Annotated in this window: 21 protein-coding genes; 18 read left to right on the plus strand and 3 right to left on the minus strand. The window is 43.7% G+C overall.

Features of this window, described 5'->3' with window-relative positions; genetic code table 11:
• Nucleotides 1-30 precede the first annotated feature (30 nt).
• The 14 genes from HY805_10315 to HY805_10380 all read left to right on the plus strand — a co-directional run bounded on the left by HY805_10315 (nt 31) and on the right by HY805_10380 (nt 15,927).
• Nucleotides 31-822: a hypothetical protein gene (locus HY805_10315; GenBank protein MBI4824603.1), complete on the plus strand. Its 792-nt coding sequence runs from the start codon at nt 31-33 to the stop codon at nt 820-822.
• A 1-nt stretch (nt 823) separates the two neighbouring features.
• On the plus strand, nt 824-1,771 hold the full coding sequence (locus HY805_10320) for a hypothetical protein (GenBank protein MBI4824604.1): 948 nt from the start codon (nt 824-826) through the stop codon (nt 1,769-1,771).
• A 36-nt stretch (nt 1,772-1,807) separates the two neighbouring features.
• Complete coding sequence (locus tag HY805_10325) at nt 1,808-2,836, plus strand: RnfABCDGE type electron transport complex subunit D (protein MBI4824605.1); 1,029 nt, start codon at nt 1,808-1,810, stop codon at nt 2,834-2,836.
• Nucleotides 2,833-3,432 carry an RnfABCDGE type electron transport complex subunit G gene (locus HY805_10330; GenBank protein ID MBI4824606.1) on the plus strand — a complete coding sequence of 200 codons (600 nt, stop codon included), beginning with the start codon at nt 2,833-2,835 and terminating at the stop codon, nt 3,430-3,432. The genes HY805_10325 and HY805_10330 overlap by 4 nt, the downstream gene beginning before the upstream one ends.
• Complete coding sequence (gene rsxE / locus HY805_10335) at nt 3,429-4,088, plus strand: electron transport complex subunit RsxE (protein MBI4824607.1); 660 nt, start codon at nt 3,429-3,431, stop codon at nt 4,086-4,088. The genes HY805_10330 and rsxE overlap by 4 nt, the downstream gene beginning before the upstream one ends.
• Nucleotides 4,089-4,097: 9 nt before the next feature.
• On the plus strand, nt 4,098-5,069 hold the full coding sequence (locus HY805_10340; protein MBI4824608.1) for a hypothetical protein: 972 nt from the start codon (nt 4,098-4,100) through the stop codon (nt 5,067-5,069).
• A 71-nt stretch (nt 5,070-5,140) separates the two neighbouring features.
• Nucleotides 5,141-5,728 (plus strand): hypothetical protein, encoded by a 588-nt coding sequence (locus HY805_10345; GenBank protein MBI4824609.1) that lies wholly within the window; start codon nt 5,141-5,143, stop codon nt 5,726-5,728.
• A 41-nt stretch (nt 5,729-5,769) separates the two neighbouring features.
• A complete protein-coding gene (locus HY805_10350) occupies nt 5,770-7,569 on the plus strand; it encodes a hypothetical protein (protein MBI4824610.1) in 1,800 nt (599 codons plus the stop codon).
• Between the two features lie 65 nt (nt 7,570-7,634).
• Nucleotides 7,635-8,222: an electron transport complex subunit RsxA gene (locus tag HY805_10355; GenBank protein ID MBI4824611.1), complete on the plus strand. Its 588-nt coding sequence runs from the start codon at nt 7,635-7,637 to the stop codon at nt 8,220-8,222.
• 35 nt (nt 8,223-8,257) lie between these two features.
• Nucleotides 8,258-9,427 carry an RnfABCDGE type electron transport complex subunit B gene (locus HY805_10360; protein MBI4824612.1) on the plus strand — a complete coding sequence of 390 codons (1,170 nt, stop codon included), beginning with the start codon at nt 8,258-8,260 and terminating at the stop codon, nt 9,425-9,427.
• A gap of 71 nt (nt 9,428-9,498) precedes the next feature.
• Nucleotides 9,499-11,886, plus strand: coding sequence for a DUF2344 domain-containing protein (locus HY805_10365; GenBank protein MBI4824613.1), 2,388 nt, complete (start codon nt 9,499-9,501; stop codon nt 11,884-11,886).
• A complete protein-coding gene (locus HY805_10370) occupies nt 11,883-13,391 on the plus strand; it encodes an Rne/Rng family ribonuclease (GenBank protein MBI4824614.1) in 1,509 nt (502 codons plus the stop codon). Before HY805_10365 ends, HY805_10370 begins: the two co-directional genes overlap by 4 nt.
• Nucleotides 13,333-15,189 (plus strand): adenylate/guanylate cyclase domain-containing protein, encoded by a 1,857-nt coding sequence (locus HY805_10375; GenBank protein MBI4824615.1) that lies wholly within the window; start codon nt 13,333-13,335, stop codon nt 15,187-15,189. The genes HY805_10370 and HY805_10375 overlap by 59 nt, the downstream gene beginning before the upstream one ends.
• Before the next feature lie 39 nt (nt 15,190-15,228).
• The gene (locus HY805_10380; protein MBI4824616.1) at nt 15,229-15,927 is read left to right on the plus strand and encodes a hypothetical protein; all 699 of its coding nucleotides are present in this window, start codon (nt 15,229-15,231) and stop codon (nt 15,925-15,927) included.
• On the opposite strand, the gene HY805_10385 is transcribed toward HY805_10380, so the two are convergent.
• From HY805_10385 to HY805_10395, 3 genes are all read right to left on the minus strand, one after another.
• Entirely contained in the window at nt 15,912-16,181 is a 270-nt protein-coding gene (locus HY805_10385; GenBank protein ID MBI4824617.1) for a hypothetical protein, read from the minus strand. The genes HY805_10380 and HY805_10385 overlap by 16 nt on opposite strands.
• A 61-nt stretch (nt 16,182-16,242) precedes the next feature.
• A complete protein-coding gene (locus tag HY805_10390) occupies nt 16,243-17,319 on the minus strand; it encodes an LptF/LptG family permease (protein MBI4824618.1) in 1,077 nt (358 codons plus the stop codon).
• Nucleotides 17,316-18,389 (minus strand): LptF/LptG family permease, encoded by a 1,074-nt coding sequence (locus HY805_10395; GenBank protein MBI4824619.1) that lies wholly within the window; start codon nt 18,387-18,389, stop codon nt 17,316-17,318. Before HY805_10395 ends, HY805_10390 begins: the two co-directional genes overlap by 4 nt.
• Before the next feature lie 133 nt (nt 18,390-18,522).
• Between HY805_10395 and HY805_10400 the strand changes: the two genes are divergently transcribed.
• The 4 genes from HY805_10400 to HY805_10415 are packed head-to-tail and all read left to right on the plus strand — an operon-like array spanning nt 18,523 to nt 22,667.
• Entirely contained in the window at nt 18,523-19,140 is a 618-nt protein-coding gene (locus tag HY805_10400; protein MBI4824620.1) for a DUF47 domain-containing protein, read from the plus strand.
• Nucleotides 19,133-20,116, plus strand: a complete 984-nt coding sequence (locus tag HY805_10405; GenBank protein ID MBI4824621.1) for an inorganic phosphate transporter — start codon at nt 19,133-19,135, stop codon at nt 20,114-20,116. Before HY805_10400 ends, HY805_10405 begins: the two co-directional genes overlap by 8 nt.
• A 56-nt stretch (nt 20,117-20,172) precedes the next feature.
• Nucleotides 20,173-22,011: a HAMP domain-containing protein gene (locus HY805_10410; GenBank protein ID MBI4824622.1), complete on the plus strand. Its 1,839-nt coding sequence runs from the start codon at nt 20,173-20,175 to the stop codon at nt 22,009-22,011.
• 2 nt (nt 22,012-22,013) lie between these two features.
• Nucleotides 22,014-22,667, plus strand: a complete 654-nt coding sequence (locus HY805_10415; GenBank protein ID MBI4824623.1) for a response regulator transcription factor — start codon at nt 22,014-22,016, stop codon at nt 22,665-22,667.
• Nucleotides 22,668-23,050 lie beyond the last annotated feature (383 nt).

The following is a 23,050-nucleotide window of genomic DNA, read 5'->3' on the forward strand; positions in this document are numbered from 1 at the left end:
ACTGATGAGGGGTGTTGTGAAATTGGTGATGTGACACTTGCGAGTGATTGGGTAGCACCGAAGATGCCACCAGGGCAGCCAAGTGTCGGAAATACACAGGCAGAGGTAAGAGTTTCTCTTACAAGACCCGCGCCGGCTGGAGGCTGCATTGTGGATTTAAAGGTTGACATACCCGACCCTAAGTCAGGCGGGCATGACCATGGCCTGATAAATGATGGAAGACCCAAAGGTAGTATAAGCCCGACAAATGTTTCTTTCTCATCGGGTGAGACAGAGAAAACTGCGACTTATACCAGCTCAGAAGTTTCAGGGACAGAGGAGATAATATTGACTGTTAGGGGAACAGAAAAGGAAATAAAGAAGTATATAGATGTGAAGGTGAAAGGGCTTGTAGAAATGCTTGCTACCTATTGGGGGTATTGGAATCTCGTTGGCGTGCCTTTTTTCGAGCCGGCAGTGCAGTCGTTACATTTTTCAAACCATTTTGCGAGGCCTGACGTGGTAGACAATATGAAAAACATAGCCTACTTATATTACATATTGACAGGTGAAGCTCTTGATATTAACGATATGAGCCTCATATGGGGAGGGCTTTTCGATGCAGGGAACAACTGGTTAACGACCCCTGGCCACATTACCCATAGGTTAGGAACGGATGTGGATGTGAGGAGCAGGGATATGGATGCTAAAGAGAAGAGAAGATTTAATCGCATTGTTTGCGAGAATCATGGCTATCCCCTTTTACACGGCAAGCCCCAGCATTGGCATCTGTATTTCCGATTATATAAAACTAAGGATATGATTTTATGCGCGGAGGAATAATATGAAAACAAAACTACCGATAATAGCCCTGTTGGTGGGTTCGTTGTGGTCGGTCGGAGTTACGGCAGGTAATGAGGAATTGGTCAAGGGTTGGTACGACCCTCAAAACGACTGGTTCGTAATGGAGTGGGTGACACTACGCGGAGAAAAGGTATCTGGCATATATGACCCGCCGAACAAAGTTATGCCTGTCATCAAAGCGATGGCTGCATATGACTCAGCACGAAAAGATTATTCATACGAATACGAAATATCTAATTTGGGAGGGAAGCAGCCCCTTTATATACCAATAATTGAATACCGCACAAGCATCTATGATTATGCTGCGCCTTCAAAGGAATGGTATATTTCGGCCAATTATAGAAAACAGAATGAAATACATTGGGCAAAGACTCACGGTGAACCGCCCGGTATTCCTGTGGGAGCGACCGAGAGAGGCTTTTCCTTTAAAAGCGCGGGGCCTCCGGCAATACTAAACTCCGCCTTTCTTGGAGAAAGGAGGGTGGAATATTACGGCCCCAGCTTGGAGGATGCATCCAATGAAGTGAATGATGCCTATGAAGAAGTCCTGAGCGGTTTAAAAAAACAATACCCGGAGAAATTTAAAAAAATTGTACTGAAAACCGTAGCCCCCGGGCCTGTTCCCTCTGACTTCAACCCCCTTTCATTCCTTGACTACATCATCTCCATGAAGCATGAGGCATCCTCTTTGGGCTGGATAACGAACAAGGGCATAGAGATGAGTCTTGACCAGAAACTGGAAGCCGCAAGGAAAAAGCTTTCCGCAGGAGACACAAAGACTGCTAAGAATATTTTAAATGCTCTAATTAATGAGATAGAGGCACAGGGGTGTGAAACATATGAGGGATGCCTAAAGGGCAAACACCTCACCCCAGAGGCATATGCCTTGCTAAAGTATAATGTCCTTTATTTGATAGAAAGACTATAAAGATTTGTTAGTAAATAAAAACCATAAGGAGCTGAGATGGAGGCTATAAAGAAAGAACATGAACTCATAGTATCCGTAAGCCCTCATATTAAAAGCGGAGAGACCGTCTCGAAGATTATGTGGGCAGTGAATATCTCTCTTTTGCCTGCCCTTGTTGCAGGGCTTTATTTCTTTGGGCCAAAGGCACTTTATGTCACTTTAATCTCAACCGTAACGGCAGTTGTCTCTGAATGGGCTGTCGAAAAGATGGCGGGCAGAGAGATAACCATAAGAGATGGCAGTGCAGTTCTCACAGGGCTTCTTTTAGGAATGAACCTTCCTGCTGGAGCGCCTTTTTACATACCAATAATCGGCTCATTCGTGGCAGTGGCTGTAACAAAACAGCTTTTTGGCGGTCTTGGCTTTAACATATTCAATCCAGCCCTCATAGGAAGGGCATTCGTGCTTATTACATGGCCAAGGGCAATGACCACATGGATTGAGCCAACTGCCCGGTTCGTTGCAATGGATGCAAAGACAACTGCAACACCTCTGGGAATCCTCAAAGAAGAAGGACTTGGAAGGCTCATTACGGAATTCGGCACAAAGGCTGACCTCTATAGCAACCTTGTTTTTGGACAGCGTGCAGGCTCTCTGGGCGAGACATCCGTTATAGCACTTCTTATTGGAGCGGCTTTTCTTCTTTATAAAAGGTATATAACATGGCATATTCCTTTTTCTTTCCTTGCAACAGTAGCAGTCATGGCATGGGCATTTGGAGGAAAAAACCCAGAGACAGACAAATTCATGCTCTTTGCAGGCGACCCCCTACTACATCTCCTAAGTGGTGGTCTTATGCTGGGGGCATTCTTTATGGCAACTGACTATGTAACTGTGCCAACTGTCAGAAAGGGTCAGATTATCTTTGGGATTGGGTGTGGAGCAATAACAATGCTCATCCGTCTTAAGGGAGGGTATCCAGAGGGCGTAATGTTTGCAATACTCCTTATGAACTGCTTTACACCTCTCATAGATAGAAGCTTGAAGGCAGTTCCGTTTGGCAAGAGGAAGGAGGAGAAGAAATGACAACTAAAGACATGATAAAAATCACTATTAATCTTGCAGTCATATACATTATAGGAGGGCTTTTGCTTGCAGGAGTTTACGCAAAAACCTCACCTGTCATCTATCAGAAAAACGAGGAGGAAAAACAGGCCGCACTTAAGGAGATGATGCCTGATGCAGGAAGCATCCTGAATGCAGGAGAGTGGCAGCCCCTTCACAAGCATGCTAACTTCTATGAGGCAAAAAGCGGAGATGAAACCACAGGGTATGTTGCCGAGACCTTTGGCAAGGGATATTCAAGCTACATACATGTCTTTGTGGCAACGGACAAAAACCTTGTTATAAAGAAGATTAAAATCTTAGGGCATGCAGAGACCCCGGGCTTAGGAGATGAGATAGAAAAGGATTATTTCCTTAAGCAGTTCGATGGCAAAGACTTAGACCACCTTGAGGTTGTTAAGACAGAGACACCTGACAAGATACAGGCAATCACAGGTGCAACAATCTCAAGCAGGGCTGTAACAAATGGAGTAAAGGATGCAGTCACGATGCTTAAGGAAAAGGCAGAAGGCAATGCACCTGAGGAGGAGAAAACTCACGGGAAGGGGGTAGAATGAACCACCACGAAGCAGAAAAGCATAATTACTGGCATCTTGTTAGGGATGGGCTATTTAAGGAAAATACCATATTCAGGCTTGCCATAAGCCTCTGCCCTGCAATAGCAGTCACAAACAGCCTCAAAAACGGCTTTTGGATGGGTATTGCTGTGCTTTTTGTGCAGGTGATGGTCAATATAACGGTGTCTTCCATCAAGGGCTTCATCAACCCAAAAATCAGAATCCCCATATTCATGCTCATAATCTCAGGCTGGGTCTCTGTCACAGACATGGCAATGGCAGCATTTGTTCGGGATACATACAAGGATGTGGGCCTTTATATACAGCTTATCGTTGCCTTTGCCTCAATCCTTGCAATGGCAGAGATGTTTGCAAGCAAACAAAAGGTAGTGCCATCTATATTTAATGGCATAGGCTCGGGTGTTGGCTTCATGTTTGCACTCATTACAATCAGTTTCTTTAGAGAGCTTCTTGGAAGGGGCACCCTTCTTGAGGGCACAAGGTGGATAATTGAGGTAACTCCCTTCAAACCCCTCCTGATAATGCTTCTTCCAACAGGAGGATTTTTTGCAGTCGGCATACTTATGGGGTTTTTTAACTGGGTAGATATGAGGTTTTATGGTGGAAAGGGCGCTGGAGGCGCAGGAGGGCATTAGGGGCTATTGATGACAGTAGCAAAACAGATTTTATTAATATTAGGCATACTCATTATTTCTTTAGTAGATGCTGGTTCTTCTTTAGCTCAATCAGAATTTATAGTATTCAGCAAGCAATACGATAAGCCTAAAGGCAAGCCTGTTACCTACATAGATACCTTTAAGGCATATTATGGTGCTTACCAGCTCTGGGTTCAAAGCGGGCAGGATGGTCTTAACGAGGTAAAGAATGTCTCTGTTAGCATTAATGGTGTAGAGGTATTAGACTCCAGAGACCTGAGAAAGAGCAATCCATCTATAAAGCCAATAAACCTTCAATCAAACAATACAATCAAAGTAGTCTTGAAAGGGCAAGGTGGAAACTTCATTAAAGTAAGAATAGCAACACTACCGCTAAACATCACTGTCCTTTCACCATCTGCAGGAGAGACAATATCAAGCATGAAGGTAATAGTAACTGGGACAATAGAAAATTTCGTAGGCGAGTTAGGGGTAACTGTAAATGGAATAGTGGCAGATGTTTATGGCAATCAGTTTGTTGTTAGCAATGTGCCATTAGTTGAAGGAGTAAATACAATCACTGTTACAGTAAAGGATGCACTAAGAACTGCTACAAGCTCTATAACAGTTAATGCAGTAATACCAAGTAGTTATATAGAGTTATCTTCAAACATTGAATCAGGCATTGCGCCTCTTACAGCCTATTTCTCAGCCTCCATCTCAAACCTCACTCCTTCGTCATATCAAATGGATTTTGAAGGAGATGGGATTGTTGACTGGACAGGAGCTTCTTTTGAGGATATAAGCCATACATATATCTTAGAAGGGATTTTTTATCCAACAGTAGTAGTCATAGACAGTCAAGGCAATAGCTATTGGGATGTGATTGCAATCACTGTGCTTTCAAAGGCAGAGATGGATGCTTTGCTTAAAGGGAAGTGGGAGGGGATGAGGAGTGAGTTGGCAGAAGGGGATGTATAAGCTATTTTATCTATTTTGTAAAAGACAAAGACGGAATTTGGAGGATTAGAGATTTTTAAGGTGTCTAAGGGATGAAGAAGTTCTACTTGGCTTTGATTTTTGTTTTAGCGATTGCATCCGAGGGATTGTGCGGTGGGTGGATTTACTATACGGATGGTCCCTATAAAGGTAAAGTAGTTGATTTGGAAACAGGAAAGCCTATAGAAGGTGCTGTAGTAGCTGGGGTATGGGAGCTTGCACTTTATGGAAGCCCTCAAGGTCCAATACCACGCTTTTGCGATGCGAAGGAGACACTAACAGACAAAAACGGTGGATTCACCGTGCCAAAGGCTTCATGCTTTCACCTCTGGCCCTTTACGAAGCTGGGCTGGCCTCAATTCGTGGTCTTTAAACCGGGGTATCTTGGTTATCCGCCTATTGGGGCAGCAATGGAAGAAAGATTATCCCGAATGCCTGATTTTACTGGAGAAGAATTCAGGGATAAGAAGCATTATTACGTTATAAAGCTGGGAAGACCAAAGATAAAAGAAGAAAGAGCGTTGACACAAAGCAATGCACAACCACATCCCTTCGAAGCATATAGGAAGTTACCTACTTTATTAAAGTTACTAAATGAGGAAAGGAAAAATCTCGGACTACTAGGAGAAATAGAACCGTGATAAAACTGAAAAACAAAATTTGCACATGCATTAGTCTTTTAGTGATATTTCTGCAGTGTAATCAACTGGATGCTTTTTCTACCGATGTCCACATAAAAATCACTGAAAAGGTAATAGAGCAAAAGCTTGATAGTTATAATAGTTATCTTAAAAACATAGGATTAACTGGTGGGATAAAGGAGATTATCAATAAAAAAGAAGTCAGAGAGTGGATTAAAGAAGGCAGTATAAAGGAGGACTATACCGTTGACATTCTTACGAGCCATTTTTACAATCCACTTACAAACAAGGGCTTAACGGAGTTTGGAGTCACAATCGGGGAATCCGCCTATGAGAGGGCGAATTTCCTATGGCAAGATGCAAGAGGCAGTTTCTATTCAGGGCTTATTTCAACAACAAAAGGTGACAGAGAAAAATCCCTTTCAATCGCATTTGAGACATTGGGAAGGATTATGCACCTTGTTCAGGACATGGCTGTGCCAGCACATACGAGAGATGATATGCATGTAGCAGACCCATTTGAAGGATATATAAGTAATAGAGTGGGAAGTTTAAACTATACATTAGTCCCCTTTCAACATCAAAATCTTTCAATAAGCCCTTATGCACCTAAACAGTTCTGGGACACTGAGTTTTATAATGGAAGCATAGCATACGATAGCACATCCATCGGGCTTTCAGAATACACCAATGCAAACTTTTTCAGTAAAGATACTATTTTCAAAGAAGACTTTTTCCCACATCCAAGAAGGCAGGATACCAACTTCAGCGACTTTGAGTATTTGCCGATTATCAAAATAACCACTCCAGATAATATAGAGCATAATACATTTTATATTTCAGGCTATGGCAAAAAACATCTTGTGGCATTAAAGTATTTCTCAGCAGAATTATTGGTATTGCCGATTCCACTTGTATATAAAAAGACATTATTTCTGGATAACAGGTGCCATGAGGAATATGCCCAGCATTTAGTTCCCCGCGCCGTTGGCTACTCAGCAGGACTGCTAAATTATTTCTTTAGAGGTGAGATTGATATGAAGCGTGCTCCTAACCCAGGCTGGTATATTATCAAAAACCTCACATCTGAGCCAATGAGCGGAACATTTGAACTTTATTATGACGACATAAACAATGAAAGACACAAGATAGCCAATTGGACTCTTAATATTCCCGCATATGGAAGCGAAAGTGTTTCATTTCAGCCACCCTCTGCACCAGAGCCCAAGGCCGAGGGAGAATACATCCTCGTATTTAGTGGGACTATGGGAGAAGAACAGGGTGCTATAGTAGGAAAGAAAGTATTAATTGGCTGTGAGCCTACCATTACCATAGTAAACGAGGACGGAACCCAAGCAAAGGACACAATTCTAAGGAATCAAAGTAATGATTATAAGGTTACTGGATGCCTTGGCACTGTGGAGTGGTCTGTCTCAGGCACAGGCGGGAGTATAACACAGAACGGAGTGCTTACTGCGGGTTCAAATGCCTGTGGGGCGTTAGGTATAACTGCAACCTGTCCTGCTTGTGGAACATCCGATACGCAGGATGTGAGAGTTACGGATGCAGGAAAATTTATCCTTGTTGACGCATGCACCTGCACGAACCCTTACAATGAATGTTACCCAGTTACTTCATGTGAGGTCTATAGAGGAAAATACAGATATAAAGTTGTATGGCATTGTTATTATTTGCCTTTTTACAGTTGTCCATCTGGTTGTACAGCTTTTTGCACAATTCCTACTTGCATCATGGCTGGCGAAGAATGTGGTGGAGCGGTGTATCCAAATTGGGGAAAAAGGATATATGAAACACGCACATACGAATGGAAGTGTCCATGAACAAAAACCATAGTTACTGAATGAATTTAATACTTAGAATATAGTAAAATATTTAAGGAGGTATTATGGAATTCGGAAGACTTTTAGAGCTTATAATAGCCGCATCCCTTATAAACAACTTTGTCTTTACGAGGTTTCTTGGGCTATGTATATTCTTTGGGGTCTCAAAGAAGATGGAGACAGCAGTTGGCATGTCCATAACATTCACTGCGGTCATGGTAATCAGTGCGGCATTGGCATGGCTTGTATATGAGTATGCAATGATACCTCTGGATATAACATTTCTTAAGATAATTGTCTTCATAGGGATTATTGCGGCATTTGTGCAGTCAGCAGACATCATAATGAGAAAGATAAGCCCAGGGCTTTACTATAAGTTGGGCGTCTACCTTGCCCTTATAGCTACAAACTGCATAATCCTTGCAGTGCCTTTGATTAATGCAGGCGAGAGATATGACCTTATAGAAAGCCTTGCCTTTGGAGTGGGCTCGGGTCTTGGCTTTTCCCTCGCACTTGTTATAATGGCAAGCATCAGGGAAAAGTTAGAGCTTGCCAGAGTGCCAAGACCGTTTCAGGGGCTTCCAATAGCATTTGTGACAACAGGGCTTATAGCCTTAGCATTTACAGGGTTTTCAGGGTTGATAACCCTTTAAAGGGCATGTTATCTTTAATAAAGGGGTGAAAAGAGATGTTTGAGCTTTTAAAACCAATATTCGAGCTTCTTGGGCAGATAGATATTACACAGATAATCCATTCTATTCCTTTGCCAGAGGTTGGTGTAGGTGGTGGAGTAGAGGCAAAAGAGCATATTGACATAGTGCCTCTTTTAAAATTCACAGCCGTATTCATTGCAGGTCTTGGTGCTGTTTTCGGAGCGGGGCTTGCCTTTGCCGCAAAGAAGTTTGCAGTTCAGATGGACCCCCGCATAGAGCAGGTCAAGGATGTTCTTGCAGGAGCACACTGTGGTGCATGCGGATATGCAGGATGTCAGCAGTATGCAGAGGCAGTTGTGCAAAACCCTCAGGTCGCACCAAATCTCTGCACCCCAGGAGGCGCAAAGGTTGCAGCCGCTGTAGCAAGAATCACAGGGAAGGTGGCTGAGCTTAGAGAGCCCATATTTTCGAGGATTATGTGTCAGGGAGATTGGAAAAACTCTATAAAAAGATTTAAATACGAGGGCATAGAGGACTGCCGAGCCGCAACTCTTACAGGTGGCGGAGACAAAAGCTGTATCTACGGATGCCTTGGCTATGGCACATGCATGAGGGCATGTCCGTTTGGTGCAATAACGATGAGCCCAGACTACCTGCCAGTGATTGACATAGTGAAATGCACTGGCTGTGGGAAATGCGAGCAGGCATGCCCGAAAAAGGTTATAGAGATACTGCCTGCTAAAAAGGCTGTCTTAGTGTCCTGCCATTCAAAAGACAAGGGCGGAGATACAAGGAAAAACTGTAAGGTTGGCTGCACAGGCTGTGGAATATGCGCAAAGGTCTGCCCGTTCGATGCACCTTCGGTTACAAGCAACCTCTCAAGGATAGACCTCGACAAATGCAAGGTCTGCGGGCTATGCGTTCCAAAATGCCCAACCGGTGCAATCTTTGATTTTATACCATCGAGGCCAAAGGCATTTGTGCTTGATAACTGTATTGGCTGTCTGATATGCAAAAAAGTCTGTCCTCAGGATGCAATCTCAGGCGAGCTTAAGAAGATGCACTCTGTTGACCAGAGTAGATGCATAGGATGTGGCATATGCACATCAAAATGTCCTGTTCAGGCAATAGATGGGACATTCAATGCGACTGAGGTCTTCAGGCTTGCCGCAGAGAAGAAGGCACAGAAGGCAGTAGCTGCCTGAAACAACCTTGGCTCAAAAGCGAGCATCGATTAGCATTTGCCAAGATGATTTTATAGATGATATTCTAATAGGTGAACCTTTCCTGTTTTCAAAGACCAAGCAGATACATAAATAACGAGCTCAACTCCATAAAAAAGGATGCCTCATTAAGGGTCTGTCTTTCGTTCCCCGATATATACGAGATTGGCATGTCCCACCTTGGACTCAAGATTCTATATAAGATTATCAACGACCTGCCTTATGCTTCTGCAGAAAGGGCATTTCATCCATGGCTTGATATGGAAGCTCATATGAGGCAGAAGAAAATCCCCCTTTGCTCTTTAGAATCGAAAACACCTATAAGGGAGTTTGACATTATAGGCTTTAGCCTTCAGTATGAGCTTTCATACCCTGCTGTTTTAAATATGCTTTCCCTCGGAGGCATTCCCCTCAAGGCAGAGGAAAGGCAGGATAGCTCTCCTTTGATAATTGCAGGTGGCCCATGCACTACAAACCCTTTGCCAATGTCTCCTTTTATAGATGCCTTCTTTATAGGAGATGCCGAGGAGGCAATAAAGGAAATAGCAGAGACGGTTTTAAGATGGAAGAATCATGGGGATAAAGGAAAACACTCGCTGATTAAGAAGCTTGCCGAGATTGAGGGGATATATGTGCCTTCTGAAAGCTCATATGCAAAAAGACGGATTATAGGCTACTTAAATGATGCACCCTATCCCACAAGTCCAGTTGTGCCTTATGCGCAAATAGTTCACGACAGAATAAACATAGAGGTTTCACGGGGCTGTTCAATGGGCTGTAGGTTCTGTCAGGCAGGTATGATATACAGACCAGTGAGGGAAAGGACACCTAAAAAGGCAATTGCCCTCGTAGAGAACTCCCTTGCCTCAACTGGCTACGAGGAGGTCTCTTTCACATCCCTTAGCGCAGGAGATTATACCTCGCTTATCCCGCTTCTTAAGGAGTTCAATAGAAGGTTCTCTATGGATAAGGTCTCTGTTTCACTTCCTTCCTTAAGGGTCAAGGCAGTCAATGCCGACATACTCAAGGAGATTAAGTCTGTCAGAAAAACAGGCTTTACTATTGCTCCAGAGGCAGGAACAGAAAGACTAAGATGCGTTATAAATAAGGACTTTGGAGAGGAAGACTATGAGAGAGCACTCGTAAGCCTATTCAAGGCAGGGTGGCACAATCTTAAGCTCTACTTCATGATAGGGCTTCCAACAGAGACACATGAAGACATAGAGGCAATACCCAAAATGGTCTTTAAGGCACTAAAGACTGCAAAGACCTATACCTCGAGGTATGTGAATATCAATGTCTCTGTGTCTCCTTTCGTTCCAAAGCCTCACACCCCATTTCAGTGGTGTGCCATGGAGGACATCTCCGAGATAAAGGCAAAAAAAGCTTATCTTAAAAAGGCACTTAAGGGTATAAACCTTAAGGGACATGACGAGCATATGAGCCTGCTTGAGGCAGTCATAGCAAAAGGCGACAAAAGGCTCTCAGGGCTTATCGAGACTGCTTTCATGGAAGGGGTAAAACTTCCTGCATGGTCAGAGGCATTTGACTTTGGACTCTGGCTTAGGGCAATGGACAAGACAGGCATCGATGTCTTCCAGTATGCAAAAAAGGACTTTGGCATAGATGAGCCTCTTCCATGGGATATTATCGATACAGGGATAAATAAGGAATTTCTGAAAAAAGAGTTTCGATTAGCACATTCATGCCAAAAGACAGAGGGCTGTCGGGTCTCATGCGCTGTTTGCGGGCTGAATTGCAAAGCGAAAGACCCCAATTCGGTCTCAACCGAAGATTCCAACTTGGTTGCACAAACACCTTCCATCCAAACACATCTCCTAAGAAAGCCTGTCAGATTAAGGGTGGAGTTTTCAAAGACAGGAGCGCTCCGCTATCTTTCCCACAGAGAGCTTATAACCCTCATGAGCAGGGCTCTTAGAAAGGCAGGCGTAAGGCTCAGATACTCAGAGGGATTCCATCCTGTGCCAAGGCTTTCTTTTTGCCCTCCACTTAATGTTGGAGTCTCTGGACTAAAGGAGTATTTTGACATGGAGGTCCTCTCCCCATACAATCTCGATGAGCTTATCGGAATGGTCAATTCGGAATTAAAAGACGGAGTGAAGATAAAAAGAATTCATCCTGTAAGCCTTAACGAGCCCTCACTTCAGAGCTTTATATCGCGATACGAATATGAGATAATAGGAGGGGCTGAGAACTTCGATAAAAGGAGGCAGGAGCAAAACACAGATGGCACGGTAGAGGCTCTAAATGTCATGAACGAAAAGGTAAACCTTATACTCAAGGACACGGCTCATAAGAAGGTAAGATTAGATGATGTGCTCAGAGAGCTGTTTGGTGCGCCCCTTTGTGAGTTCGACATAACGAGGCTTTGCCTTTATGGTCTTTCTACTGATGGCAGGTGGATGGCTCCAATAAGATGACAAGCAGTATCCTTATCAATGTTACACGGGAAGAAATGAGGGTCGCCCTCCTTGAAGGCGGTCAGGTGGTGGAGTTTTATCTCGAAAGAAAAAGGGATGCAAGTCTTGTCGGAAATATATATAAAGGAAGGGTTATCAAAATCCTGCCTGGCATGAGGTCTGCCTTCGTGGATATAGGACTGGGAAAATCGGCATTCCTCTATGTTGCAGACATAAGGACCGACATAGAAGAGGACTTTGCAAAATTCCTTGAGGAGGAAAAAATCCATGCCATCGAGCTTTATCCCCCAAAATCAAGACATGACCTTCACATAGACGAACTCATACAGGAAGGTCAGGAGATTTTAGTGCAGGTGGCAAAAGACCCCATAGGCACTAAGGGTGCAAGGGTGACATCTTATATAACCATCCCCGGAAGGTATCTTGTTTTGATGCCAAATGTAGAGCATGTGGGTGTCTCGAGACGCATAGAAAACGAAGAGGAAAGGGCACGGCTTAAGTCAATCGTCGAAACACTAAGACCAAAGGGCTTTGGTTTGATTGTGAGAACCGTTAGCGAGTTATCCGAACAGGAAGAGCTCAAAAGAGACCTCGAATTTCTTATCCATGTCTGGGAAGATATTCAAAGGAAAAAAGACAATGCCACCACTACGCCCTCGCTACTTTATAGCGACCTCGACCTTTCTCTAAGAAGCGTAAGGGACCTTATGGGCCAGGATGTAGATAGATTAATCATAGACTCTGCCTCTGAGTTTGACCATATCAAGGAGTTTGTTAATACCTATTTCCCTAAACTAAGCACAAAGATACAGCTTTACGAGGCAGAAGAGCCTATATTCGATGCATATGGCATAGAGGTTGACATATCGAGGGCACTTGGAAGAAGGATATGGCTTAAATCAGGTGGATACATCGTTATAGACCATACAGAGGCAATGGCTGTCATAGATGTAAACACAGGAAAATTCGTTGGCAAGGAAGACCTTGAAGATACTATCCTTAAGACGAACCTCGAGGCAGTAAAAGAGATTGCATACCAGATAAGACTAAGAAACATTGGCGGCATTATCATAATAGATTTTATTGACATGGAAAAGCTTGAAAACAGGCAGAAGGTTTTTAATGCCTTTTCAGAGGCAATGGCTAAGGATAGGTCTAAAAACACCATATCTCATATATCGGAGCTTGGGCTCATACAGATGACAAGAAAGCGTGTCAGGGAGAGCGTAAGCAGAATCCTGAGCGAGCCATGCCCGTATTGCGAGGGCAGGGGATTAGTGAAATCTGCCCGCACACTCTGCTATGAAATCTTCCGCAAGGTAAAGAAGATAGCAGGACCAGAAGGCACAAAAATCGTCATAAGGGCACACCCAACCGTTGCAGAGCTTTTGGCAGACGAAGAAAGACAGGGGCTCGAGGAGCTCGAGGGCCAGTTTAAAGTGAAGATTGTCGTTACAGAAGACCCGGAATTACATCAGGAAAACTACGAGGTTACAAGGCTCTAAATCCATGAAAAAAAGGACAATCGTAAATATCTTTATATCTTTTTCCATAGCCCTCATAGGAGTATTATTTTACTACAGACAGATTGGGTTTCTTGAGAGTTTTGAGAGCAAGACCTATGACCTCAGATTCAAGATGAGAGGCTCACTGCCTCCATCAAAAGACATAGCTCTGATTGTTATAGACGAAAAGAGTATCAAGGAGCTGGGCAGGTTTCCATGGACAAGAAAGCACTATTCCAACCTCATCGAGATTGTAACAGAAGGAGGTGCAAAGGCACTGCTTTTCGATGCATTTTTTCCTGAAAAGGAATCCCTGAAGGCAGACAAGGCGTTTGCAACCTCTGTAAAACGCTCAGGAGTGGTCACATTAGCAGTTGTGCTTGAATTTTCAAAGGACGGAAAGACAACTAACCTGATAGAAAACCTCCCCGAGCTTCAGGGCTCTGCAAAGAATATAAGCCATATCAATATGACACCTGATGAGGATGGTGTTGTAAGATGGACGCCACTTCTGCTTTCCTATAAGGACAGGGTTTACCCTTCTCTTTCTCTGGTTGCCGCCAAGGAGGCAATAGAAGCAGACAGCGTAGATGTGGATGACTATGAGATAAGGCTCGGAAATGTCAGCATACCTGTGAACAGCTCATACAGAATGCTGATTAATTATTCAGGACATGAAACCTATAAAAGGTATTCTTTCTCGGATGTCCTTAAGGGAAGAATAAGTAAGGATGAGCTCCGGGGAAAAATCCTGTTTGTTGGTGCAACTGCAATCGGCATATACGACCTGAGGGTAACTCCGCTTTCCAATAACACCCCTGGAGTTGAGGTTAATGCAAATATCGCAGATAACATTATAAGGGGAAGGTTCATGAGAAAGGGAGACAAAGAGGCACTCATAGACCTTTTCTTTATATTTGGACTGACATTGATAACTTATTTTGTAACCTTGAAGGTGAGGGCATTTATAGCCCTTCCCTTTGCTGTCATACTCGTATTGGGATACACTTATCTTGCCTATAGGGTGTTCCTTTCAGGGCAGTGGATAAGCATGGTTTATCCGATTATGAGTATAATCTTTTCCTATTCGGTTTCTGCATCGTTAAGGTTCTTTACTGTCGAAAGAAGGGCAAAGGCAATGAGAAAGATGTTTTCGAGCTATGTGTCAAAGAAGATAGTTGACGAGCTTGTAAGGCATCCTGAAAAGGCAAAGGTAGGAGGAGACAGAAAGACAATAACAGTCCTTTTTACCGATATAAGGGGATATACTACATTCAGCGAGAAGCATACGCCTGAAGTTGTAGTCAGAATCCTCAATGAGTTTCTTTCGGAGATGACAAATGTGATAATGCACTATGATGGCACACTCGATAAATTCCTTGGAGATGGAATCTTTGCATTCTGGGGAGCACCCATAGAGCAGGAAAATCAGGCAGAGCTTGCAGTTTCATGCTCGCTTGAGATGATGAAAAAGATGAAAAGGCTTCAGGACAAATGGGTCTTAGAAGGAGGCGAGCCCCTCGAGTGCGGAATAGGTATTAACACAGGAGATGCCATTGTGGGGAATATAGGTGTTGAGGGCAAAAAGGTCGACTACACTGCAATAGGAGACAGCGTCAACCTCACCCATAGGCTTCAGAACCTTAGCAGGGAAGTAAAAAAGCCCGTAATAACAGACGCCCTTTACCTGAAGGTGAAAGATGTGGTGGATGCCGAATGCTTGAAAGAGATAACTGTCAGAGGCAGAGAAGGCGCAATAAATGTCTATGCAGTCAATGGGCTACTCCACCAAGGGTAATGTTGACCAAAAGGCATTCTGTAAAATATAATATCCGTTATGGCGCCTCTTAGCTTCAATTATATATTTAAGTTCATCGATGGCTCCACAAAGAGCTTTGAGATTCTTCTTGACCCTAAGACACTTCTTCTTATTGCCCCTGAAAATCTGGTGCCGCCTGAATGGGCAAGGCTCACATTCAATCAGTGCCATAACTGTCCATTGAATAAATCGGAGCATGAGTTCTGCCCCATTGCAGTTAATATCGCAAGCCTCGTTAGTGTATTCTCTGACCGCACATCTTACGAGAATGTCCATGTCCTTGTAATGACAAAACAGAGGGATATCTCGAAGACTACGACTATGGAAGATGCACTAAGCTCTCTTTTAGGCATATACATGGTTACATCAGGCTGTCCACGAATGGAGAAACTGAAGCCCCTTGTGAGATACCACCTGCCGTTTGCAACAATACATGAGACAGTGGTAAGGATTGTCTCCATGTATCTTTTAATCCAGTATTTCCTAAAAAGAAAGGGCAAGAAACCCGACTGGGACCTAAAGGAGCTTGAGGCTATCTACGATGAGGTGATGAAGGTCAATGCAGGCATAGCCCAGAGGCTTAAAAGTGCGGCTGAAAAAGATGCAAGCATAACTGCGGTTGCAAACCTGAATTATCTTGCCTCACTCGTGCCTCTTCTTATTACAGATACACTCGATGAGATAGAGGATTCCTTGAGCTCCTATCTTACAGGATAAGGTTTTCTGGCAGGCATCTTGTCTTTGCCCATAAGGCGGTCGAATTTCTCGGCACCAATACACTCTTTTGCGGCAGGGCACCATTGAATGCATGTAAGAGGCATTTCCCTGCTTATGGTCTTTCCGCAAGACTTGCATACTGCCTCATTCTCGTCACTCCATATCTCGCATGTACTGCCACAGAACACACACCTTATCTCCTCTGGATATGGGCTTCTTATCTCTCTACTCCCTGGACAGCTTTCCCTCAACATCTTATATATATTTTAACATTTCCAGAGGATATAGGTATGAGCTAAATCATAGTGATTGCCCCTATTCGGGTATTGTCATGAAAAGGTAAACGGATGCAATGCTGAATATAAAAGGCATGCTCCATGCAGACACAAATGCAGGCAGAATCCCTGCGTACCCTAAGGAAAGTGCCATTGTGAAGCCAAACCAGTAAAGAAGGCTTATGAGGACTCCAATGGCACTGCTCAGGAGCCCATGAAGCCCTCTTCTTACTGAAAAGGATATGCCGATTACGAGCATGAAAAGGTTAATCAGAGGATAAGAGAGCTTTGAGTTCATGTCCACGGTGAGCTTGGTATTTTTAATGCCTGCCGCATTTAGTTTTCTTACATATCGTATGTGCTCTACGATTGCCATCTCCTCGGGCTTTTTGATTTCTTTCATAAGAGACTTCGGAGACTCAAGATATGGATACCTCATCGAAGAAATCCTACGGGTAGATGCATCGGAAATGTCAAAGACCCTGACATCCTTCAAAATCCACGAGCCTGACTCATAGATAGCCTCCTCTGCCTCTATCCTCTGCTTGAGAGAGCCTTCTTTGATTTTAAATATACTTATGCCCTTTGTTAATTCCCTTTCAGGCAGATAAAGGTTCATTCTGACGATTGAGCCATCCTCTCCTCTGAGCCATACGGTTCCTTCCTTGAAAAGGGGTTGTAATGTCTTTGCCTTAGATACCTTAATGTCCTTTGCCTTTTTTAAAGAGGCAGGAACGATGAACTCGCTTAAGCCAAACCCTATAAGACTCAAAAGGACACCAACGAATATAAATGGAAGAAGGAGTTTTTTCAGTCTTCCTCCTGATGCCATCACTGCCACGATTTCCTTTCTTCTACTTGCCTGTCCAAGGATAAAAAGGCTCGAAAGTAAAGCAGAAAGCGGCATGAGATATGAAAGATATTTTGGAAAACCGTAAAAGGCATAGAGAGCTATGTCAGATGCAGATACGGCATGCCTTATGAGCTCATCGAGCTTCTCTAAAAGCTCAAGTATGCTCAATATAAAAGAAAGTCCAATGCCAATTATCAAAAAGAGCTTTAAAAACCCTTTAAGATAATACCTCGTGATAGTTGGCATACTCGTTTTGACTTTCATTTTGACTCCGGCCTTCTCCAAATCAGAAATGTCAGTATGCTTAGAATCGCCATGGGCGCCCATGCACCAAGAGAAAGAGGTATGCTACCTGCTATCGAAAGCCTCTCTGAGTAGATGAGTGTTGAGTAGTACCCTGCAAATAGGGAAAGCCCTATGGTGAGCCCTCCAAGCCTGCCTGTTCTGCCTGAGATAAGGGACAGGGGAGGACCTAAAAACCCTATCATAAGACAGAGCAAAGGAAAACTGAGTCTTCTGTGAAACTCTAAGACCATGATGTCTGATCCTTCTTCTGATTTCCCGGCTTCACCTAAAAGTTCAAATGGTGTAAATTCAGCCCTTTTCCTTTTGTCTTCCTTTACAGGCACTTGCATGTTGAACCTGTATCTGTCAAAGTAAAGCTCTGTTGAGACCTCTCCTTTTACGATGTGCATAAATCCATCGGTCAGAGAAAAAGAGATATTGTAGTCCCTTGCATCTACCCTGCCTCTTTTGGCAAACAGGGTTGCATGCCTTTTCTTGTCCCTTTCGTCATAAATGAATATCTCCTTGAGTGTATCCTGAGTGGGCTTTTCCTTTACATAAACGACAATGTCAGGAAATGCCGTACAGAAAGCACCTTCTTGTATTGCAAAAGGCGTCCTAAGAGATATGACCGTAGTTACAGTCTCTCTGAGCCTCTTTGAGCTTAAGGGAGATATATAAAAACTGAAGGCTAATGCCAAAATAAAACAGACCGCACCGAATGACCTGACAGGCAAGGTGGCAGACCAGAAAGACATCCCACTTGTCCTGAGCACTGTAAGCTCATTATCCATGTTCAGCCTTCCATATGTAAAGAGAACCGCTATAAGGAAAGAAAGAGGAGCGGAAAGCGTAAAAAGCATAGGTTGAATTAGAGCAATTATCTTTGCCATATCGAGCATGGATGCACCAACCGATGAAAGAAGTCTTGTAAGCTTCAGGAGCTTTTCCATCATGAGTATGAAGTTAAAAGAAATTAAAGCTATAAGGAATGTAAAGGAAAGCTCCTTGAGTATTGACCTTTCTATTGTTTTTGACCTAATAGCCATTGAAATAGATTTTACAGTAGTGGGAGGGGTTTTTGAAAGGAATAGAAATAGGTTGGAAAAAATCATTAAAACATTTTATTTGATTTAATCCGGAGATTTCTTATATTATAGTAAGATACCTTAATAAGGGCTTATGAAACTTTTTCCAAAAGAGATAGACTTCTTTGAGCTTTTCGACAGGGCTATATCGAATCTCACGAAAGCCTCAGCCCTGCTCGTTTCGCTCATGGAGAATTTCGATGACCTTGCCGCAAGGGCAAAGGCAATCCATGAGGCAGAGCAGGAAGGCGATATGCTTACCCATGACATAATGAGAAAGCTCAACAAGTCCTTTCTCACCCCTATTGACCGTGAGGACATACATTCGCTTGCCTCGAGGATAGACGATGTTCTTGACCTCATATGGGGAGGTGTAGACAGGCTGATGGTCTTTAAGGTGGATAAGCCTACCGATGCCTCAAGAAACCTTGCGATGGAACTCCATACAACAACAGAGGTTATGCAGAAGGCTATAAAAGAACTCAGGCTTAAGAACTATGCCCATGTTCAGGAGCACTGTATAGAGATAAACAGACTTGAAAACAGGGTAGACAGAACATTCAGGGATGCTCTCGGAAAACTCTTTGATGACTTTACGGACCCGCTCATTATAATCAAGTGGAAAGAAATATACGAGCATCTCGAGAATGCCTCTGACAGGTGCGAGGATGTTGCAAACATCCTCGAAGGCATAGTGCTCAAGTATGCCTGAGATACTTATCGTTATCATAGCTCTTGCCATACTCTTTGACATCAGCAATGGATGGAATGACTCTGCAAATGCAATAGCCACTGTTGTATCGACGAGGGTTCTTTCACCCCTTAAGGCAGTTATCTTTGCGGCAGTGATGAATGTTCTTGGTGCATTCTTTTCGACTGAAGTTGCAAAGACAATAGGCACGGGCATTGTCAACCCCACGGCAGTTACGGAGATTGTTGTTGCATCTGCACTGCTTTCAGGGGTTATATGGAACAGTGCCATGACTATGGCAGGGCTTCCTGTTAGTGCATCACATGCACTCATCGGAGGTCTCATTGGAGCATCGGTGGCATATGGAGGGGTTGAAATCCTGAACATTCAGGGTCTGCTAAAGATATTCTCGTCTCTGGTTACATCTCCTTTTATAGGGATAGTCTTTGGCTTTATATTTATGAAATTCATACTCAGGATGTTCGGAAGGCATTCACCTGGAGGAATAAACAGGGTTTTTGGCAGGCTTCAGATTCTTTCATCGGGTTTTATGGCATTCAGCCATGGGGCAAACGATGCCCAGAAGGTCATGGGTATAATAACACTGTCCCTTGTAAGCGGTGACATAATCCACACGGTAGAAGTGCCTTTCTGGGTTATACTTATGTGTGCTCTCGCAATGGGTTTGGGCACAGCATTAGGAGGTTGGCGGGTAATAAAGACACTCGGGGTTCACATGCTCAAGCTTGAGCCTGTACATGGCTTTGCCGCAGAGACATCTGCAACAGCCATCATATTAGGGGCATCTGCCTTTGGACTTCCTGTTAGCACAACCCATGTCATATCTACATCCATAATGGGTGTCGGTGCAACAAAAAGACTGAGTGCCGTAAGATGGGGTATTGCAAAAAAGATAGTCATGGCATGGGTCTTTACGCTTCCGCTATGTGCCCTATTTGCATGGCTCATGTATAAGATTTTATCCTTAATATTTTAGTGCATCCATTTGACCCCATTTATATCTGCCTGATATAATTAAAAAGGGGAAATAGGGTGCAAAAAAGAATTATAGTTTCAACCCTCTTAAGCCTTGCCGTTTTACTGGCAACATTAGGTCTTGTAAGCCACCTGAGCATCAGAGACAGTATAAACCGCTCTTTGGATGACAGGCTTAGGCTTGCAAATATCATCTCCAATTATACGGATGCACTGCTTCAGGGAAACATTACAAGGCTTTATGACCTTTCCTTAGCTGGTGCCATAGATATTCGGGATGGCAACTGGGAGCCTGAAAAAAAGGCAATCAGAACTGCCTATCAGTACTCTATTTTCACAGACGGCATATTCCTTCTTGACCATCAGGGAAACATCGTTCTCAACTATCCCCCTGGAAGGCAAAAGGAAAACCTCATGGCTGTCCCATATGTCAAAAAAGCCTTTGAGGAAAAAAGAGCTGTAATATCGGATGTCTATACAATGCCTGAGACCCAAAAAAGGACTATATTTGCGCTTGTCCCTTTAAGGGATAAAAACGACTCTATAATAGGGTTAGCAGGCGGAGAGATAAACCCGACCACTTATATGCTGAGCTCTGTCATCAAGGCAATACCTGCAGAGGCAGGCACATGGATAGAGCTTATAGACAGCAAAGGAACGGTCATTGCATCGAACAAGCCAAGCAGGCTTTTTACCTGTAGCGACCATGACAGATTTCTCAATAACCTTGTGATGACTAAAAAAACAGCAGTGGCAACCTGCCATAGATGCCATGAAGACGCTCAAAGCCCTGAAGATGCCGTATCAAAAAAGACAACTGACATGCTTGCCTTTTCCCCCCTTTCGGAGACCCTCTGGGGGGTGGCTGTAAGGGAGCCAGAAGAGGTTGTCTTTGCTCCATCAAAGGAACTTCAGAAGAAATTTCTTCTTCTGGGCTTCATATCCATGGGAAGTGCCCTTATAGCCGCAATTGGAATTAGTAGTAGCATTGTGAAACCCATAAAATCCCTTATAGCCGCTACAAAAAGAATCGCCGAAGGCAATCTTAAAGAGCCAGTAAAGGTTGTCTCTGCAAACGAGATAGGGCTTCTCAGCGAGAACTTCGAGGCAATGCGAATAGGGCTTTCCGAATCCCATGACAGAATCGAGAGGCATAATGAGGAGCTTGAAAGCCGGGTGGCTGAAAGGACAGAGGAGCTGATGAGGCACAAAAGGAGGCTTGCAAGTCTTCTTGAGAAGATTATAACTGCACAGGAGGAGGAAAGAAAAAGGGTAGCCAGAGAACTGCATGACGAGACCAGCCAATCTCTTGCCGCATTAGGTATGTCAATCGAGATAGCAGATATAGCCATCGGAGAGGGGAGACTTCCTGTTGGTGGCATGACCGAGCTTAAGGGAAAGGTCGAGCATGTGTTAGATGGCATAAACATGCTTATCCAGGACCTGAGACCCCTTATATTGGATGATTTGGGTTTTGAGTCAGCCATAAGGTGGCTACTTGAAAAACATATCGGAGAGAAAGGGATATCTTACTCCCTAAACATTACCGACAGGTTCAGAACTGCAATCCTGAGTTATACCCAATCGAAAAGGGCTGAGCTTATGCTTTTCAGGGTTATACAAGAGGCAATAATCAACATCTCAAAGTATGCAGGAGCAAAAGAGGTGTTTGTGTTTATGGAATCCGCAAACTCAAATATCCTTATAACAATCGCAGACGATGGAGTTGGCTTCGATGTCAATGCAGTGACCTTTTTAGGAGACAGAGACGAAAGCATTGGGTTTGGGATATTGGGCATGAGAGAGAGGGTATCCTTGCTCGATGGCAGATTAACCATCTGCTCGAGACTTGCAGAGGGCACCGAGATTTCGGTTATAATTCCATGGACAGGTTAAAAATGTCTAAGACAAAAATCATAATAGCAGACGACCACTCTTTAGTCAGAGAGGGCATAATTGCACTTCTTAAGCTGTATGACGATGTGGAGGTCATAGGCGAGGCAGAAAGCGGAAAAGAGGCAGTGGAGAAGGCAGACACCCTTAAGCCCGACATAATCCTTATGGATATTGCCATGCCAGGGCTTGGGGGCATGGAGGCAACATTAGAGATAAAAAAGAGACACCCCGATATAAAAATCCTTGTCCTTAGCCAGTATGACGATAAGGAATATGTGAGCAGGTTTCTTAAGGCAGGCGTTTCAGGCTATATCCTTAAACGGGCAGTTGGCTCTGACCTTATCACAGCCATAAGGGCGGTTGCCAAAGGACAGTCGTATCTACATCCTTCTATTGCACAGGAGGTCATAGAAGGCTATGTTGGAAAACATAAGGAGGCAGTAGACCCATACGAACTTCTTACGGACAGGGAAAAACAGGTTCTCAAGCTCATAGCAGAAGGCTATACCCATAAAGAGATAGCCTCTACCTTAGGAATAAGCGACAAGACAGTTATTGCACACCAGACAAACATCTCCGAGAAGCTTGACCTCCACACAAAAGCAGAGCTTATAAAATTTGCCATCACACGGGGAATCATCAAGCTCAAATCCTAAGGTCCTGTTCCATTAATGAGTTTACAACGATCCGTCATTCCCGCTTGTCGGGAATCCTTTCTGGAAGCCGTAGTCATTCCCGCTCGTCGGGAATCCTTCCGACTTGTTCGGAATCGAAAGAAAGATTCTGGAGAAGCCAGAATGATACCATGAAAAAGAAAATGCACCTCCCATATTACAGAGCGATAGCTTAAGCTATCCTTCTACGGGTTTTAAACCCAGAGCCTTTTAAGGCTAAAGGTGGTGCATATATGAAGTATATGGGAATCGACTATCATAAGCAACACTTCGTAACCACGACAGTGGACGAAAAGGGAAGGATACTCTCTAAAGAGAAAGTCTCCACAGACTAAAACGAGGCTCATCGCCGAGGCGCGCATCAA

Source organism: Nitrospirota bacterium (genome assembly GCA_016207905.1).
Lineage (GTDB): Bacteria > Nitrospirota > Thermodesulfovibrionia > Thermodesulfovibrionales > JdFR-86 > JACQZC01.